We start from the raw sequence: 16,338 nt of genomic DNA, 5'->3' as shown, positions 1-16,338 counted from the left end.
CGTCCATGCTGGCACCATCCGGTCAAGATTCGGTTAAACCCTTATAGCAAACGATCTATGCGGTGGCGTCCAGAAGGTTGCGTATCGCCTGATGGAACATGGCTTCGGTCAACCGGCCGGTATTGGTGTTGTAGCGCGAGCAATGGTAGCTGTCGGCCAGCACCAAACCGTTGGGAAGCTGGTGGACGGTGCCGTGGGCGAAGGGATAGAGTACCTTGCGCAACCCCAGCACCGTCATCACCGCCTCGTGAGCGTCGCGGCCGATGGCGAACAATCCACGCAAATTGGGCATGGCCTCCATTTCCGACACCAGGAACGGGCGACAGGCGGAAAACTCGGCGCGCTCCGGCTTGTTCTGCGGCGGGACGCAGCGCACGGCGTTGCTGATGCGGGCGCCGTTCAGCACGAAACCGTCGTCGGGTCGTGCGCCATAGCTGCCCTGAGCCAACCCGAAGGCGGCCAGGGTGGGGTAAAGCAAGTCGCCGGCATAGTCGCCGGTGAACGGGCGTCCGGTGCGGTTGGCACCCTTGAGGCCGGGCGCCAGACCGATGAACAGATAACGCGCCGACAACTCGCCGAAGGAGGAAACCGGAGCGTTGTGCCAATCGGGCCAAGCGGCACGGTTGTTGGTGCGAAACTCCACCAGACGGGGGCACAGGGCGCAGTCGCGGCCGGGGACGGCCGGGGTGGCGGGCAGCGGGGTCACATCAGGTCCTCGTCCTCGGGGTAATCGTTCTGGGGACGGTCGTCGCGGGCGGGATAGGCGCGTGCGATCTGCGCCTCCAGTTCCAGAAGCTCCAGGAAGGTGTCGGCCTGGCGGCGCAATTCGTCGGCGACCATGGGCGGCTGCGAGCGTACGGTCGAGACCACGGTGACGCGCACGCCCTTGCGCTGCACCGCCTCGACCAGCCGGCGGAAGTCGCCGTCACCCGAGAACAGCACCACGTGATCCAGATGTTGGGCCATCTCCATGACGTCGATGGCCAACTCGATATCCATGTTGCCCTTGATCTTGCGCCGGCCCATGGCGTCGGTGAATTCCTTGGTCGGCTTGGTGACCATGGTGAAGCCGTTGTAGTCGAGCCAGTCGACCAATGGCCGGATGGGCGAATATTCCTGATCCTCGATCAGCGCGGTGTAATAGAAGGCGCGGATCAGCCGGCCCTTCGACGCGAACAGGTTCAAAAGTTTCTTGTAGTCGATGTCGAAGCCCAGGGCACGGGCGGCGGCGTAAAGGTTCGAGCCGTCGATGAACAGGCCGATCCGTTCGGAATCGTAGAAATGCATGATGGCGGTACTCATGTTTTTGGAAACAATGAAGCCGGGGTGACCCTGGCGGCGACAATGGTGCTAACCTAGGCCCTGTGTCTTTGACCCGCAAGGGGCAAGGGGCTGTCATTCGTCGTGAGTGCTTGCTTTCGCCGCTGGCGGCAATATATAAGCAGGACTCTTTTCGCGGACGCATTCATCAAAGGACGTTCTATGGCGCGCGTTACGGTAGAAGACTGCGTATTGAAGGTTCCGAACAGGTTCGAACTGGTTCTGATCGCCGCCCAGCGGGCTCGCGACGTCTCCTCGGGCAGCAAGCTGACCGTCGAGCGCGACAACGACAAGAACCCGGTGGTGGCGTTGCGTGAAATCGCCGACGACACCGTTCCGTTGGACGGCCTGCGCAACAGTCTGGTTTCGGGCCTGCAAAAGCATGTCGAGGTTGACGAGCCGGAGGAGGACGAGATGGAATCCTTCATGCCCGACGGCGACATGGCTTTCGAGAACATCGCGTCCGAGGAAGAGGTCATCGAGGATGGCCTGACCGTTTCCGATGGTGGCGCCGATTTCGATGCCGACGGCTTCGGCGGCGACATCGAAGAGTAAGTGTCAAGGGGGCGGTCGTGGTGAGGCGATCGCCTTGTGCCGCCCCCGACCTTGCCCGGAAAGCGGCGCGCCCGGCAGGATGAACAGACCATGATGCGCCAATTCGAACTGGTCGAGCGGGTCAAGTCCTACGATCCCAACGCGGACGAAGACGCCATCAACCGCGCCTACGTCTTCGCCATGAAGATGCATGGCTCGCAGAAGCGTGCTTCTGGCGACCCTTATTTCTCGCATCCCATCGAAGTGGCTGGAATCCTGACCAAGTACCGGTTGGATTCGTCGTCCATCATCACCGCGCTGTTGCACGACACCATCGAGGACACTCCGGCGACGCTGGAGGACATCGACAAGTTGTTCGGCTCGGAGATCGCCCGTCTTGTCGATGGCGTCACCAAGCTGTCGCGCATCGAGATGCAGTCCGACCACGCCAAGCAGGCCGAAAACCTGCGCAAGCTGGTCATCGCCATGAGCGAGGACATTCGCGTCCTGCTGGTCAAGCTGGCCGACCGCGTGCACAACATGCGCACGCTGCATTACATCCAAAAGCCGGAAAAGCGCCGCCGCATCGCGCTTGAAACCATGGAGATCTACGCGCCGCTTGCCGAACGAATCGGCATGCAGGAGATCAAGATGGAGCTTGAGGATCTGGCGTTCACCGAATTGCACGGTGAGGCCCGTTCCTCGATCATCGCGCGTCTGAACTTCCTGCGCGAACAAGGCGGCGACCTGATCGGCCGCATCCTCGAGGAATTGCGCAAGACCCTGGAAGAGGCGGGGGTCGAGGCCACCGTCTCGGGGCGTGAAAAGACGCCTTATTCCATCTGGCTCAAGATGCAGCGCAAGAATGTCGGGTTCGAGCAATTGTCCGACATCATGGCTTTCCGTGTCGCCGTTCCGTCCATCGAGGATTGTTATCGCGCGCTTGGCGTGATCCATTCCAAGTATCCGATGGTGCCGAACCGCTTCAAGGATTACATCTCGACGCCGAAACCCAATGGCTATCGTTCGTTGCATACCGGGGTGTTCGGCCCCGAACGCCATCGCATCGAGGTGCAGATCCGCACCCACGAGATGCACGAGGTGTCCGAACTGGGCGTGGCCGCCCATTGGAAATACAAGTCTGCGGGCAATTCCAACCAAAAGGTCACCGATGGCCGCCAGTACCGCTGGCTGCGCGAGCTTTTGGACATCCTCGAACACGCCTCGAATCCCGACGAATTCCTTGAGCACACCAAGCTCGAGATGTTCCAGGACCAGGTGTTCTGTTTCAGCCCCAAGGGCGACCTGATTGCGTTGCCGTCCGGGGCGACGCCGGTGGATTTCGCCTATGCGGTGCACTCGGATGTCGGCGATACCTGCGTGGGCGCCAAGATCAATGGCCGCATCATGCCGCTCCGCTCGCGGCTTCAGAACGGCGACCAGGTCGAGATCATCACCTCGAAGGCGCAGACGCCCAGCCCAACCTGGGAACGTTTCGTCGTCACCGGCAAGGCCCGCGCCCGCATCCGCCGTTTCGTCCGCACCCAACAGCGTGCGCAATACGTCGATTTGGGGCGGGCCATTCTGGTGCGCGCCTTCCGCCAGGAAGGATACGAATTCACCGAAAAGGGCGCCGAGGGCGTCATCAAGTTCTTCAAGGCGCCGACGGTCGACGACCTTGTCGCCATGGTGGGCGAGGGGTCGCTGACCGGCAAGGACGTGGTCGCCCAGGTCTATCCCGAGCTCAAGACCGCGCAGCGCCCCGACACCAACGTCGTCGCCCTGGCCAAGGGCAAGCCGCCGGTGCCGGCCAAGGACCGCGCCAACGCCGTTCCCATCAAGGGTTTGATTCCCGGCATGGCGGTGCATTTCGCCGGATGCTGCCATCCGTTGCCCGGCGACCGCATCGTCGGCATCGTCACCACTGGCAAGGGCGTCACCGTCCACACCATCGACTGCGACAACCTCGAACAATACGCCAACACCCCCGAACGCTGGCTGGATATCAGCTGGGAAGCGGGGGAAAGCAGCGTCCATGTGGGCCGCGTCGATCTGGTGGTGAACAACGAACCCGGCGCGCTTGGGGCGATCACCACGTTGATCGCCAAGAACATGGGCAACATCATCAATCTCAAGATCACCAACCGCACCACGGAATTCTTCGAGATGATCCTCGACATCGAAGTGCGGGACGTGAAGCACCTGACCAACATCATCGCCGCGCTTCGCGCCACGCCGGCGATCAATTCGGTCGAACGCGCCCGCAACTGACCTGTTCAGGAGAGACCAGAGCATGACCGCGCGCACCTTGCGTCTCGGCATCAACATCGATCACGTGGCGACCATCCGCAACGCCCGCGGCGGCCGTCATCCCGATCCTGTCCGTGCCGCCCATCTGGCCGCCGCCGCCGGCGCCGACGGCATCACCGCCCATCTGCGCGAGGATCGGCGCCATATTTCCGACAGCGACATCGCCCGCCTGTCCAACGAGATCCAGTTGCCGCTGAATCTAGAGATGGCGGCCACCGACGAAATGGTGGCCATCGCCCTGCGCCATCGTCCGCACGCTGCCTGCATCGTCCCTGAGAAGCGCGAGGAACGCACCACCGAGGGCGGCCTGGACGTGGCAGGACAGGTCGAGCGGCTGCGCCCCATGGTGGCCAGGCTGACGGAGGCCGGCATCCGCGTCTCCATGTTCATCGAGCCCGACCCGCGCCAGTTGGACGCTTCCAGGGCCATTGGCGCGCCGGTGGTGGAACTGCACACCGGCGCCTATTGCGACCAGGAAGGCGCGGCGCGCGACGCCGAACTGGCGCGCATCGTCACCGCCGCCGGCCATGCCGCCGCCATCGGCCTGGAATGCCATGCCGGTCACGGGCTTTCCTTCGACACGGTCAAGCCCATCGCCGCCATCGCCTCGATCCGCGAGCTCAACATCGGCCACTTCCTGGTGGGCGAGGCGATCTTCGTCGGCTTCGAGGCGTCGATCCGCCACATGCGGGCGCTGATGGACGAGGCACGACGTGGTGCGGGTGCCGTCTGACGGCTGTGGCTTGACAGCGGCGGTGTGGGCTGGTTTGCTCGCGCGGATCGAACGAGCGGCGGCCGTACCGGCCGATTCCGCCGAATCAATAAGTTAGGACGCGCTTTTTATGTCCAGAGGGAAACCCACCGGCGCTTGGGAAACCATCAAGACGGTGTTCTACGCCATGCTGATCGCCGGCGTGGTACGAACCGTGGCGTTCGAACCGTTCAACATTCCCTCGGGATCGATGATTCCGACGTTGCTGGTTGGCGACTATCTGTTCGTGTCGAAATACGCCTACGGCTATTCTCGCCATTCCATGCCCTTCAGCGTCGGCCCCAACGGCGGCCGCATCCTGGAGAAGATGCCCGAGCGTGGCGACGTGGTGGTGTTCAAGAAGCCGCCCGAGAACAAGATCGACTACATCAAGCGCGTGGTCGGTTTGCCCGGCGACCGCATCCAGGTGGTCGCCGGCGTCCTGCACATCAACGGCGAGGCGGTGCAGCGCGAGCGTATCGAGGATTTCGTCGAGATGACGCGCGAAGGCAACATCATGCGCGCGCCGCAATATATCGAGACCCTGCCGGGCGGACGCCAGCACCGCGTCATCGAATATGCCGGCGACAACGGCATGGCCGACAACACCCCGGAATACGTTGTGCCGGCTGGTCATTACTTCATGATGGGCGACAACCGCGACAATTCGGCCGATTCCCGTTTCCTGAACGAAGTGGGTTACGTTCCCGCCGCCAATCTGGTCGGCCGGGCCGAGGTGATCTTCTTCTCGACCGATGGTTCGGCGGCGTTGTGGGAGTTCTGGCGCTGGCCCTGGGCCATCCGCTTCTCGCGGCTGTTGTCGGGGGTCGGTTGACCCATGGCGGCCCGGCTGCAAGAACTGGCTCGGCGGCTGGGACATCGTTTCGCCGACCCCGGCCTTTTGACCCAGGCGCTGACCCATCCGTCGGTGGTGCATGGCCGCGCGCCGCGCCGCGCCACCCCCTACGAGCGTCTGGAATTCCTGGGCGACCGGGTGTTGGGGCTGGTGGTTGCCGACATGCTGTTTCACCGCTTTCCCGGTGAAGCCGAAGGTGCCTTGGCTCGCCGTCACGCCGCCTTGGTGTGCCGCGAGGCCCTGGCCCGCGTCGCCCTGATTATCGGATTGCCGGACCATCTGGTGCTTTCGCGTGGCGAGGAAGACGCTGGCGGGCGGGCCAATCCCGGTCTGTTGGCCGACGCTTGCGAGGCGATGATCGGCGCCCTGTTCGCCGATGCCGGTTTCGCGGTGGCCCAGGATTTCGTGCGCTCCATGTGGACGCCCCTGATGGACGAGGCGCACGCGCCGCCCAAGGACGCCAAGACCGCGCTTCAGGAATGGGCGCAAGGGCGAGGCAAGAAGCTGCCGGTTTATGTTACGGTCGGCACCGAGGGGCCGCCGCATGAACCGCTGTTCAGTGTCGCGGTCGAGGTGGAGGGTGTCGAGACGGTTACCGCCCAAGGGCCGTCCAAACGCGCGGCGGAACAGGCCGCCGCCGCCCAGATGCTGGAGAACGTGAAGAAATGACCGAGGTTCCCGAAAACGAGAGGCGATGTGGCTACGTGGCCATCGTCGGCGCGCCCAACGCCGGCAAGTCCACGTTGGTCAACGCGCTGGTGGGAACCAAGGTCTCCATCGTCTCGCCCAAGGTCCAGACCACGCGGTTCCGCGTGCTGGGCATCCTGATGCAAGGTCCCGCCCAGGTCATCCTGGTCGACACCCCCGGCATCTTCCAGCCGCGCCGCCGGCTTGACCGGGCCATGGTGGCCGCCGCCTGGAACGGCGCCTCGGACGCCGATCTGGTGTGCCTGCTGGTCGATGCCCATCGCGGCTATGACGACGACACGCGGGCCATCGTCGAGAAACTGAAGGAAGCCAAGCGCCAGGCGGTGCTGGTGTTGAACAAGGTGGACGCGGTCAAGAAGGAAAAGCTTCTGGAACTGGCGGCACGTTTGCACGCGGAAGGATTGTTCACCGACGTCTTCATGATCTCCGCGCTCAAGGGGGACGGGCTGGCTCCGTTGCTGGAGGTGTTGACCGAACGCACGCCGCTGGGGCCGTGGATGTTCCCCGAGGACGAGGTCTCGGATTTGCCGCAGCGCATGCTGGCGGCCGAGATCACCCGCGAAAAGGCGTTCCTCAAGCTGCACGAGGAACTGCCTTATGCGTTGACCGTCGAAACCGAGAATTGGGAGGAACGCCCCGACGGTTCCGCCCGCATCGATCAGGTCATCTTCATTCAGCGCGAAAGCCAAAAGGCTATCGTGGTGGGCAAGGGCGGCCACCAGATCAAGGCCATCGGCGCCGCCGCGCGCGAGGAGTTGGAGGCGCTTCTGGAGCGTCGGGTCCATCTGTTCCTGCACGTCAAGGTCAAGGAAGACTGGCAGGACCGGCGCTCGCATTACAGCGAGATGGGCCTGGATTTCGACGTTTAGGCAACCGGCATGAGCATGCACGGCGTCGGCGTGATCCTGTTGTGGTTGGGAACGCTGTTGCTGGTGGCGGTGCTGCAATACCGTTTGCGCAAGGGCGCCTGGAGCGAGGAGGCGTTCGCCAATCCGCCGCCCATCGCGCGCTGGGCGGTGGCCATCGCCGCTGGCGGCATGATCCTGGCCGCGGTCGGGGGCGGGCTGGTGGTCTGGGGCCTGTGGTGATGGATTGGGTCGACGACGGCATCGTGCTGGCTTGCCGGCCCCTGGGGGAAAACGGGGTGGTGGCGTCGGTGCTGACCGCCGCCCATGGCCGTCATTCCGCCCTGGTCCATGGCGGGACCGGCAAGGAAAAGCGCGGTGTGCTGCAACCCGGCAACCGGGTGCGGGTGACGTGGCGGGCTCGTCTGGCCGACCAGTTGGGAAGTTTCCGGGTCGAACTGCTGCGCGCCCACGCGGCCTTGGTGTTCGACGATCCGGCCCGCCTGTCGGCCCTGGCGGCGGCCTGTGCCGTAGCCGAGGTGGCGTTGCCCGAACGCCAGCCGCATGCCGCCGCCCACGCCGCGCTGGTGGTTTTCCTGGATGCGCTCGCCGGAGAGGTGTGGCCCAGCGTCTATGTGCATTGGGAATTGGCGCTGTTGCGCGATTTGGGCTATGGGCTGGATCTGACGGCCTGTGCCGCCACCGGCGCAAACGATGATCTGGCCTTCGTCAGTCCGAAAAGCGGCCGCGCTGTGTCGGCTTCGGCGGGCGAGCCGTATCGCGACAAGCTGTTGTCCCTGCCGCGTTTCCTGGCGGCGGGCGGCGAGGGGACGGCGCGCGAGGTGTGGGATGGCTTGGCCTTGACCGGCTTTTTTCTCGACCGTCACGTGCTGGCGCCGCACCATCAGGCGTTGCCGGCGGCGCGTGCGCGATTGGTTGACCGTTTCCGGCCCTGAAAATACCATGCGCCGGGTCCGGCCTTGAGAACTGGGGAGTTGCATGACCGAATCTGCCGCTGCGGCGGAAATCCGCGAGACGTCGCTGACCGAAGCGCTCGGAGAGCGTTATCTCGCCTATGCCATGTCCACCATCGTTTCGCGGTCGTTGCCCGACGTGCGCGATGGCCTCAAGCCGGTGCACCGCCGTCTGTTGTTCGCCATGCGCCAGCTCAAGCTGGACCCGGAAGGCGGTTTCAAGAAGTGCGCCCGTGTGGTTGGCGACGTCATCGGTAAGTATCATCCACATGGCGACGTGGCGGTCTATGACGCCATGGTCCGTCTGGCCCAGGATTTCGCGGTGCGTTATCCGCTGGTCGAAGGACAGGGCAATTTCGGCAACATCGACGGCGACAACGCCGCCGCCATGCGATACACCGAGGCCAAGCTGACCGCCATCGCCGCCGCGCTGATGGAGGGGCTGGACGAGGACGCGGTCGATTTCCGCCCGACCTATGACGGCACCGAAAGCGAGCCGATGGTCATGCCGGCGGCGTTCCCTAATCTGTTGGCCAACGGCGCCACCGGCATCGCGGTCGGCATGGCCACCAGCATTCCGCCGCACAACGTGGGCGAAATCTGCGACGCGCTGGGGCTGTTGATCAAGGAACCGGAATGTTCGGTGGACGCGCTGATCGCGCTGATGCCCGGTCCAGATTTCCCCACCGGCGGCGTGCTGGTGGAAAGCCCGGAAGCGGTGGCCGAGGCCTACCGTACCGGTCGCGGCGCCTTCCGGCTGCGCGCCAAATGGGAGGTGGAAAAGCTGTCGCACGGTCTTTATCAGATCGTGGTCAGCGAGATTCCCTATCAGGTGCAGAAATCCAAGGTGATCGAAAAGGTCGCCGAACTGCTGACAGAGAAGAAGCTGCCGCTTCTGGCCGATATCCGCGACGAATCGGCCGAGGACGTGCGCATCGTCCTGGAACCGCGTAACCGGACGATCGAGGCCGAGCACCTGATGGAGCAACTGTTCCGTCAGACCGACCTGGAAGTCCGTATCGGGCTGAACATGAACGTCCTGGACAAGGACGCGGTACCGCGGGTCATGAACCTCAAGGAGGTGTTGCGCGCCTTCCTCGATCATCGCATGGAGGTGTTGGAACGCCGCACCCGCCATCGTCTGGAGAAGATCGCCAGGCGGCTTGAGGTGCTGGAGGGCTTTCTCAAGGTCTATGCCGACCTGGACAAGGTCATCCATATCATCCGCACCGCCGACGAGCCCAAGGCCGAGCTGATCCGAACCTTCCAACTGACCGAAGTGCAGGCCGAGGCCATCCTCAACATGCGCCTGCGCTCGCTGAACAAGCTTCAGGAACTGGAGATTCGGACCGAGCACGGCAACCTGTCGGTGGAAAAGGCCGATCTGGAGAACCTGTTGGCGGACGAGGGGCGGCGGTGGTCGACCATCGCCACCCAGGTCGGCGGCATCCGTAAGAAATTCGGCCCCGGCACCCTGATCGGCGACCGGCGAACCGTGCTGGGCGAGGCGCCGAGCGCCGTGGTGGTGCCGATCGAAGCCTTTATCGAGCGCGAGCCGATCACCGTCATCTTGTCGGAAAAAGGCTGGATTCGCGCCATGAAGGGCCATGTGGACCAGCTTGATTCGGTGAAGTTCAAGGAAGGCGACCAGCTCAAATTCGCGATCAAGGCGGAAACCACCGACAAGATCCTGTTTTTCGCCAATGACGGCCGTTTCTACACCCTGGGCGGCGACAAGCTGCCGTCGGGACGTGGTTTCGGCGAGCCGTTGCGGCTGATGATCGACCTGGCCAACGACGCCGACATCATCCATGTTTTCCCGCACAAGGCCGGGCGCAAGCTGTTGGTGGCGTCCGACGGTGGCCGTGGTTTCGTGGTCGAGGAAGCCGAGGTGGTCGCCCAGACCAAGGCCGGCAAGATGGTCCTGAACCTCGGCGACGGCGAGAAGGCGGCGTTCTGTCTTCCGGCCGAGGGCGACGCGGTCGCCATCATCGGCACCAACCGCAAGCTCTTGGTGTTCATGGCCGAGGAAATCCCGGTGATGACCCGCGGCCGTGGCGTCATGCTGCAAAAATATCGGGATGGCGGCGTCGCCGACATCAAGGTCTTCCCGCTGGCCGAAGGGCTGTCGTGGAAGATGGGCGAACGCACCCGTAGCGAAAGCGACCTGACGCCCTGGCTGGGCAAGCGGGCCTCGGTCGGCCGTCTGCCGCCGACCGGTTTCCCGCGCAGCAACAAGTTCACCTGATTTTATAACAGGAGTTTCGGGGACTGGTTTAGGACTGGTCGGACCACCATCTTCATGCCAGGATCAACGCGACCGGGCGCAAAAGCCCGGCGCAAAATGAAGAACCTGGAGGAAACGATGGAACGACGTAATTTCCTGAAGGCGGCTACCGTCGGCGCCGCCGCCAGCACCGTCGCCGCGCCCGCTCTGGCGCAAACCATGCCTGAAATCAAATGGCGCATGGCGTCCAGTTTTCCCAAAAGCCTGGACACCATCTATGGCGGCGGTGAATTCGTCGCCAAGCGGGTGGCCGAGTTGACGGACGGCAAGTTCCAGATTCGCGTTTTCGCCGGCGGCGAGATCGTGCCCGGCCTTCAGGTGCTGGATGCGGTTCAGCAAGGCACCGTCGAATGCGGTCATTCCGTGGCCTATTACTACGTGGGCAAGGACCCGACCTTCGCCTTCGAGGCGGCGATGCCGTTCGGCCTGAACGCCCGGCAGAACAATGCCTGGCTTTATCACGGCGGCGGTCTGGAACTGGTGCGCGAATTCTATAAAGATTACAACGTCATCAATTTTCCCGCCGGTAATTCGGGCACCCAGATGGGCGGCTGGTTCCGCAAGGAAATCAAGTCGGTCAAGGACCTGGACGGGCTCAAGATGCGCATCGCCGGCATCGCCGGCCGGGTGCTGACCAAGCTGGGCGTGGTGCCGCAGCAATTGGCCGGCGGCGACATCTATCCGGCCTTGGAAAAGGGCACGATCGACGCCGCCGAATGGGTCGGCCCCTATGACGACGAGAAGCTGGCTTTCTACAAGGTGGCGAAATACTACTACTACCCCGGTTTCTGGGAAGGCGGGCCGACGTTCTCGTGCTACGTCAACCTTGAGCAATGGGACAAGCTGCCCAAGGTCTACAAGGAAGCCTTTGCCACCGCCTGTGCCGAGGCGACGCTGGACATGCAGGCCAAATACGACGTCCAGAACATCACCGCGCTGAAGAAGCTGGCGGCGGGCGGCACCCAATTGCGTCCTTATCCCAAGGACGTCATGGTTGCGGCGCAAAAAGCGGCGTTCCAGCTTTATGACGAGATCGCCAAGGAAAATCCCAAGTTCGCCAAGATTTACGGCCCGTGGAAGTCGTTCCGCAGTGACATTCAATTGTGGTGGCGGGTGGCCGAATTCAGCTTCGACCAGTTCGTTTTGACCAATCCGGTGAAATAGCCTTTCATCAAGACGCAGTGTGGGCCCCGCCGCCATGGCGGGGCCTTCCGTGTTTGTGTATGCTCTCTGGCCTGATCCCATGATATCCGTGCCGGAGACACATGATGGAACGACGTTCCTTCCTTAAAGCCGCGACCGTTGGGGCCGCCGGCGCCACCTTGGCCACTCCCGCCTTGGCCCAGGGCTTGCCGGAAATCCGTTGGCGCATGGCGTCTAGCTTTCCCAAGAGCCTGGACACTCTTTTCGGCTCGGGTGAACTGGTCGCGCGACGGGTGTCGGAACTGACGGACGGCAAGTTCCAAATTCGCGTTTTCGCCGCTGGCGAATTGGTGCCCGGCCTTCAGGTGCTGGACGCGGTCCAGGCCAACACCGTCGAATGCGGCCATTCGTGCAGCTATTATTATATCGGCAAGGATCCCACCTTCGCTTTCGAGACCCAGTTGCCGTTCGGCTTCAACAGTCGCCAGAACAATGCCTGGCTGTCCCAGGGCGGCGGCATGGAATTGCTGCGCGAATTCTATGTCGGCTACAACGTGATCAACTTCCCGGCGGGCAACACCGGCACCCAGATGGGTGGGTGGTTCCGTAAGGAAATCAAGTCTCTGGCCGATCTCAAGGGACTCAAGATGCGCATCGCTGGCCTTGCCGGCAAAGTGTTGCAGCCGTTGGGGGTGGTGCCGCAGCAATTGAGCGGCGGCGACATCTATCCGGCCTTGGAAAAGGGCACCATCGACGCTGCCGAATGGGTCGGTCCTTACGACGACGAGAAACTGGCCTTCTATAAGGTGGCGAAATACTATTACTATCCCGGTTTCTGGGAGGGCGGTTCGACCGTTTCGTCCTATGTGAACCTGGAACAGTGGAACAAGTTGCCCAAGGCCTATCAGGTCGCCTATGAGGTGGCTTGTGCCGAGGCCAACCAGGTGATGCAGACCAAGTACGATGTCCAGAACATCATGGGCCTGAAAAAGCTGATCGCCGCCGGCGTGAAACTGCGCCCGTTCCCCAAGGACGTCATGGTCGCGGCGCAGAAATCGGCTTTCGACCTTTATGCCTCGATTTCCGCGGAAAATCCCCAGTTCAACAAGGTGTTCCAATCGTGGAACCATTTCCGCGAGGACGTTCAATTGTGGTGGCGGGTGGCCGAGTTCGGCTATGACCAGTTCGTGCTGACCAACCCGATCAAGAAATAATGCTGTCCGCCTTTTGAACGGAATGATCCCGACGAACGGGGCGGCCGGGAAAGACGGCCGCCCCTTGTTCTTCCTCAAACTTCCTTGGGGCGCTTGTCCACCACGCGCCTGGCCTTGCCCAGCGAACGCTCGATGGTGGCCGGGGCCAGCACGTTCACCGCAGTGGAAATGCCGATATACGATTTGATGTGGTGTTTGAGGTCCTTGGCCACAGCCCCGGCCGGGGCCTGTTCCCAGGCGTCGGGACGCATCTCGACGTTGACCGTCAGGCTGTCCAGATGGCCTTCGCGCGTGACTTCCAACTGGTAATGCGGGGCCAGGCGGGCGTCTTTCAGGATCAGTTCCTCGATCTGGGTCGGGAAGACGTTGACGCCGCGGATGATCAGCATGTCGTCGGAACGGCCGGTGATCTTGCCCATGCGGCGGAAGCTGCGCGCCGTGCCCGGCATCAGCCGCGTCAGGTCACGGGTGCGGTAGCGGATGACCGGCATGGCCTCCTTGGTCAGCGAGGTGAACACCAGTTCGCCCAGTTCACCGTCGGGCAGAACCTCGCCGGTCTCGGGGTCGATGATCTCGGGATAGAAATGGTCTTCCCAGATGTGCAGACCGTCCTTGCTCTCGATGCATTCGTTGGCGACGCCGGGGCCGATGACCTCGGACAGGCCGTAGATGTCCACCGCGTCGATTCCCATGCGGGCCTCGATCTCGGAGCGCATGGCCTGGGTCCACGGTTCGGCGCCGAAGATGCCGATCTTCAGCGAGCAGGCCTTGGAATCCAGGCCAAGGCGTTCCATCTCGTCGGCGATGACCAGCATGTAGCTGGGGGTGACCATGATGATCTCGGGCTTGAAGTCCTGGATCAACTGGATCTGCTTTTCCGTCTGGCCGCCGGACATGGGAATGACCGTGCATCCCAGGCGCTCGGCACCGTAATGGGCGCCCAGGCCCCCGGTGAACAGGCCGTAGCCGTAGGCCACATGGCACTTGTCGCCACGCCGTCCGCCGGCGGCGCGGATCGAGCGCGCCATCACCGTCGCCCACATGTCGACGTCGTTCTGGGTATAGCCGACCACGGTCGGCTTGCCGGTGGTGCCCGAACTGGCGTGGACGCGCACCACCTGATCCATGGGCACGGCGAAACTGTCGAAGGGATAGGTCTGCCGCAGGTCGTCCTTGGTGGTGAAGGGGAACTTGGACAAATCCGACAGGGTCTTGAGGTCGTCGGGATGAACTCCCTTGACCATGCATTTCTTGCGGAAGTGCTCGACGTTGTCGTAGGCGTGCCGCAACGACCAGCGCAGGCGCTCCAGTTGCAGCGCAGCGATCTCGTCGCGGCTGGCGAACTCTATGGGGTCAAGAATGTCGCGCGACGGCGGAACGCGGCGGGTGTTGATGACGGTCACTTGGCCAAGCCTCCCTGTTTCGCCCGTGTCTACTGCGGTCTTGTGTCTTTTCGCAATAGTGTAAAACACATTGTGTTTTAGAACTATTCTACGATGTTGCCGTCAACCACCCGGCACAGTCCGCGAAACAACGCGATGACTTCTCCATTTTGGTTGGTGACGGTGACGTCGTAGGTGCCGCTGCGGCCCTTGCGGTACCGTTCCTCGCACGATGCGGTCAGCACGTCCCCCTCGCGTGCCGGGGCCATGTAACTGATGGTGCAGTTCAATCCAACCGCGGCGCGGTTGTGCGAGTTGCAGGCATAGGCGAAGGCGTCGTCGGCCAGTTTGTAGGTGTAGCCGCCGTGGCACAGCCCCAGGGCGTTCAGCATGGCGCGCGTCACCGTCATGGACATGCGGGCGGTTCCTGGGCCGATGGCTTCCAGCTGAACCCCAAGCAGCTTCAAGCTTTCATCGCGTTCCAGCATGGCGGCGCCGACGCGTTCGGCCAAATCGTGCATTTGGGCTGGGGTGGGGTGGTGCATGTTTCTCTCCGTGACGTTTGGTCCTTGTTTTAGGCGGCGTTAACCAATCCTTTCAACCGCCGTGTGACCATGGGCACGCTGACCGTGTGGGACCTGACCTCAAAGCGCTTGCAAGGTATGCAGTGGGGGGTTACCGTCTGCTCGCGTGAGCCAGAGGCAAAAGGAACGGTGGTCGTGGAGTTCCTCAAGAACTTCCTTAAAAGAATTCTCGGGATCGTCTTCTCTGGAATGACGATGGCGGAGATTTTCGACCTGCTGATGCCCACTCGTCAGTCGGCTTTCGTGCAGCGACGTCGTTCATTGCTGATCTTGTCGCGCGTGCGGCTTGTGGCGGCGACCTTCGCGGTGCTGACTCCGCTGTGGATTCCGGTCGACCTCTATATCTTCGAGGCTGCGCTGGGCATGTATCTGGCGGCGTTGCGCGTTCTCGCCTCCATCGCCTTCGTGCTGCTGTGCCTCAGCTATCGTGGTGCCGACAGCGTCGGCGTCGCCCGTTGGGGGTTGGTGTGGCTGTTGGCCATTCCCACGGTATTTTTCCTGATCAGCCATCCGCTGTTGGCTCAGTTCGCCATCACCGATCCGGCGCAACAGGTGATCGCCGCCGGTTATGCTTTCCTGCCGTTCGTGATGGTGGCGGGGCTGTCGGTGTTCCCCATCACCTTCTTCGAGGGCGTGGCCTTGTCCACGCCGTTGCTGTTGGCCTATCTGCTGACCGGCGTGCTCGGCTACCAATTGTTGCCGTTCGCTTCCCACCTTGGCGCCCAGTGGCTGTTGCTGCTGTTGGCGACGGTGGCGACGTTGTCGGGCATGAGCCAACTGCATTTCATGAGCCAGTTGGTGGACCAGTCGTCGCATGACGGGTTGACGCGCGCCTATAATCGCCGTGTCGGCGAGGAAATGGTCATCCAGCAATTCCTGGCCGCCCAACGGTCCAACGCGCCGTTGTCTCTGGCCTTCGTCGATCTCGACAATTTCAAGTCCATCAACGACCAGTACGGCCACGAGGAAGGTGACAACGCGCTGCGTTCCGCCGCCGCCGCTTTGCGCCGGGTCCTTCGCCGTGGCGACATCCTGATCCGCTGGGGCGGCGAGGAGTTCCTGGCGTTGATGCCCAACACCGATGCCGAAGGCGCCGCCAGCGCCGTCGAACGTCTGCGCGAGGTGGGGCTGGGCCTGCGTCCCGACGGCAAGCCGCTGACCGGTTCGGTGGGCATCGCCGAGCGGGGGGCAGACGATTGCGGCCAGTGGACCGATCTGGTGGAAAAGGCCGACCAGCGCATGTACATGGCCAAGCAGACCGGAAAGGACCGGGTGATCGGCATCGGCGACAAGTTGATCGCCCATGGCGAGGTTCTCCTCAAGGCCTGACCCCCGAAACCCCACATTTTGCAAAGGGCGGCCCAATGGTCGCCCTTTTGCGTTCTCGCCACATGTCGAAGATCAATGACGATGGCGACCGGTAATGCTTC

The 16,338-nt window shown here is 62.8% G+C and carries 16 protein-coding genes; 12 read left to right on the top strand and 4 right to left on the bottom strand.

The annotated features are described in order from the left end of the window. Positions 1-55: 55 nt before the first annotated feature. Positions 56-706 carry a uracil-DNA glycosylase gene (locus G4223_RS04705; RefSeq protein ID WP_420844429.1) on the bottom strand — a complete coding sequence of 217 codons (651 nt, stop codon included), beginning with the start codon at positions 704-706 and terminating at the stop codon, positions 56-58. Further along, complete coding sequence (locus G4223_RS04700; protein ID WP_163675861.1) at positions 703-1,287, bottom strand: LabA-like NYN domain-containing protein; 585 nt, start codon at positions 1,285-1,287, stop codon at positions 703-705. Before G4223_RS04700 ends, G4223_RS04705 begins: the two co-directional genes overlap by 4 nt. A 195-nt stretch (positions 1,288-1,482) precedes the next feature. Between G4223_RS04700 and rpoZ the strand changes: the two genes are divergently transcribed. From rpoZ to G4223_RS04645, 11 genes are all read left to right on the top strand, one after another. After that, positions 1,483-1,875 carry a DNA-directed RNA polymerase subunit omega gene (gene rpoZ, locus G4223_RS04695; protein ID WP_163675725.1) on the top strand — a complete coding sequence of 131 codons (393 nt, stop codon included), beginning with the start codon at positions 1,483-1,485 and terminating at the stop codon, positions 1,873-1,875. A 90-nt stretch (positions 1,876-1,965) separates the two neighbouring features. Continuing rightward, entirely contained in the window at positions 1,966-4,125 is a 2,160-nt protein-coding gene (locus G4223_RS04690; protein ID WP_163675722.1) for a RelA/SpoT family protein, read from the top strand. Positions 4,126-4,147: 22 nt separating this feature from the next. Then, complete coding sequence (locus tag G4223_RS04685; protein WP_163675719.1) at positions 4,148-4,897, top strand: pyridoxine 5'-phosphate synthase; 750 nt, start codon at positions 4,148-4,150, stop codon at positions 4,895-4,897. Positions 4,898-5,006: 109 nt separating this feature from the next. Then, positions 5,007-5,750 carry a signal peptidase I gene (gene lepB / locus G4223_RS04680; RefSeq protein WP_163675716.1) on the top strand — a complete coding sequence of 248 codons (744 nt, stop codon included), beginning with the start codon at positions 5,007-5,009 and terminating at the stop codon, positions 5,748-5,750. A gap of 3 nt (positions 5,751-5,753) precedes the next feature. Then, positions 5,754-6,440, top strand: coding sequence for a ribonuclease III (gene rnc, locus G4223_RS04675; protein WP_163675714.1), 687 nt, complete (start codon positions 5,754-5,756; stop codon positions 6,438-6,440). After that, entirely contained in the window at positions 6,437-7,348 is a 912-nt protein-coding gene (era, locus tag G4223_RS04670) for a GTPase Era (RefSeq protein ID WP_163675710.1), read from the top strand. The genes rnc and era overlap by 4 nt, the downstream gene beginning before the upstream one ends. Before the next feature lie 9 nt (positions 7,349-7,357). Then, positions 7,358-7,567: a hypothetical protein gene (locus G4223_RS04665; protein ID WP_163675707.1), complete on the top strand. Its 210-nt coding sequence runs from the start codon at positions 7,358-7,360 to the stop codon at positions 7,565-7,567. Next, positions 7,564-8,280 carry a DNA repair protein RecO gene (gene recO, locus G4223_RS04660; protein ID WP_163675704.1) on the top strand — a complete coding sequence of 239 codons (717 nt, stop codon included), beginning with the start codon at positions 7,564-7,566 and terminating at the stop codon, positions 8,278-8,280. Before G4223_RS04665 ends, recO begins: the two co-directional genes overlap by 4 nt. 43 nt (positions 8,281-8,323) lie before the next feature. Then, complete coding sequence (gene parC / locus G4223_RS04655; RefSeq protein WP_163675701.1) at positions 8,324-10,546, top strand: DNA topoisomerase IV subunit A; 2,223 nt, start codon at positions 8,324-8,326, stop codon at positions 10,544-10,546. 117 nt (positions 10,547-10,663) lie between these two features. Further along, positions 10,664-11,749 (top strand): TRAP transporter substrate-binding protein, encoded by a 1,086-nt coding sequence (locus G4223_RS04650; RefSeq protein ID WP_163675696.1) that lies wholly within the window; start codon positions 10,664-10,666, stop codon positions 11,747-11,749. Positions 11,750-11,853: 104 nt separating this feature from the next. Further along, a complete protein-coding gene (locus G4223_RS04645) occupies positions 11,854-12,942 on the top strand; it encodes a TRAP transporter substrate-binding protein (protein ID WP_163675859.1) in 1,089 nt (362 codons plus the stop codon). A 74-nt stretch (positions 12,943-13,016) separates the two neighbouring features. Here the strand turns inward: G4223_RS04645 and paaK are convergent, their stop codons facing one another. Then, positions 13,017-14,345: a phenylacetate--CoA ligase PaaK gene (gene paaK, locus G4223_RS04640; protein ID WP_163675694.1), complete on the bottom strand. Its 1,329-nt coding sequence runs from the start codon at positions 14,343-14,345 to the stop codon at positions 13,017-13,019. Positions 14,346-14,428: 83 nt separating this feature from the next. Further along, on the bottom strand, positions 14,429-14,869 hold the full coding sequence (paaI, locus tag G4223_RS04635; RefSeq protein ID WP_163675691.1) for a hydroxyphenylacetyl-CoA thioesterase PaaI: 441 nt from the start codon (positions 14,867-14,869) through the stop codon (positions 14,429-14,431). Positions 14,870-15,097: 228 nt separating this feature from the next. Here paaI and G4223_RS04630 point away from each other — a divergent pair, with 228 nt between their 5' ends. Continuing rightward, on the top strand, positions 15,098-16,237 hold the full coding sequence (locus G4223_RS04630) for a GGDEF domain-containing protein (RefSeq protein ID WP_163675856.1): 1,140 nt from the start codon (positions 15,098-15,100) through the stop codon (positions 16,235-16,237). The last annotated feature ends 101 nt before the right edge of the window (positions 16,238-16,338 follow it).

The sequence above is a fragment of the Magnetospirillum aberrantis SpK genome, assembly GCF_011022235.1.
Lineage (GTDB): Bacteria > Pseudomonadota > Alphaproteobacteria > Rhodospirillales > Magnetospirillaceae > Magnetospirillum > Magnetospirillum aberrantis.
Note: the sequence above shows the minus strand (reverse complement) of the source record. Positions and strands in the feature narration are given on the sequence as shown.

Coding starts and splice junctions, on each gene's coding strand:
- G4223_RS04700 (WP_163675861.1), bottom strand. CDS start 1,287: ATGCATTTCTACGATTCCGAACGGATCGGCCTGTTCATCGACGGCTCG.
- rpoZ (WP_163675725.1), top strand. CDS start 1,483: ATGGCGCGCGTTACGGTAGAAGACTGCGTATTGAAGGTTCCGAACAGG.
- G4223_RS04690 (WP_163675722.1), top strand. CDS start 1,966: ATGATGCGCCAATTCGAACTGGTCGAGCGGGTCAAGTCCTACGATCCC.
- G4223_RS04685 (WP_163675719.1), top strand. CDS start 4,148: ATGACCGCGCGCACCTTGCGTCTCGGCATCAACATCGATCACGTGGCG.
- lepB (WP_163675716.1), top strand. CDS start 5,007: ATGTCCAGAGGGAAACCCACCGGCGCTTGGGAAACCATCAAGACGGTG.
- rnc (WP_163675714.1), top strand. CDS start 5,754: ATGGCGGCCCGGCTGCAAGAACTGGCTCGGCGGCTGGGACATCGTTTC.
- era (WP_163675710.1), top strand. CDS start 6,437: ATGACCGAGGTTCCCGAAAACGAGAGGCGATGTGGCTACGTGGCCATC.
- G4223_RS04665 (WP_163675707.1), top strand. CDS start 7,358: ATGAGCATGCACGGCGTCGGCGTGATCCTGTTGTGGTTGGGAACGCTG.
- parC (WP_163675701.1), top strand. CDS start 8,324: ATGACCGAATCTGCCGCTGCGGCGGAAATCCGCGAGACGTCGCTGACC.
- G4223_RS04650 (WP_163675696.1), top strand. CDS start 10,664: ATGGAACGACGTAATTTCCTGAAGGCGGCTACCGTCGGCGCCGCCGCC.
- G4223_RS04645 (WP_163675859.1), top strand. CDS start 11,854: ATGGAACGACGTTCCTTCCTTAAAGCCGCGACCGTTGGGGCCGCCGGC.
- paaI (WP_163675691.1), bottom strand. CDS start 14,869: ATGCACCACCCCACCCCAGCCCAAATGCACGATTTGGCCGAACGCGTC.
- G4223_RS04630 (WP_163675856.1), top strand. CDS start 15,098: ATGACGATGGCGGAGATTTTCGACCTGCTGATGCCCACTCGTCAGTCG.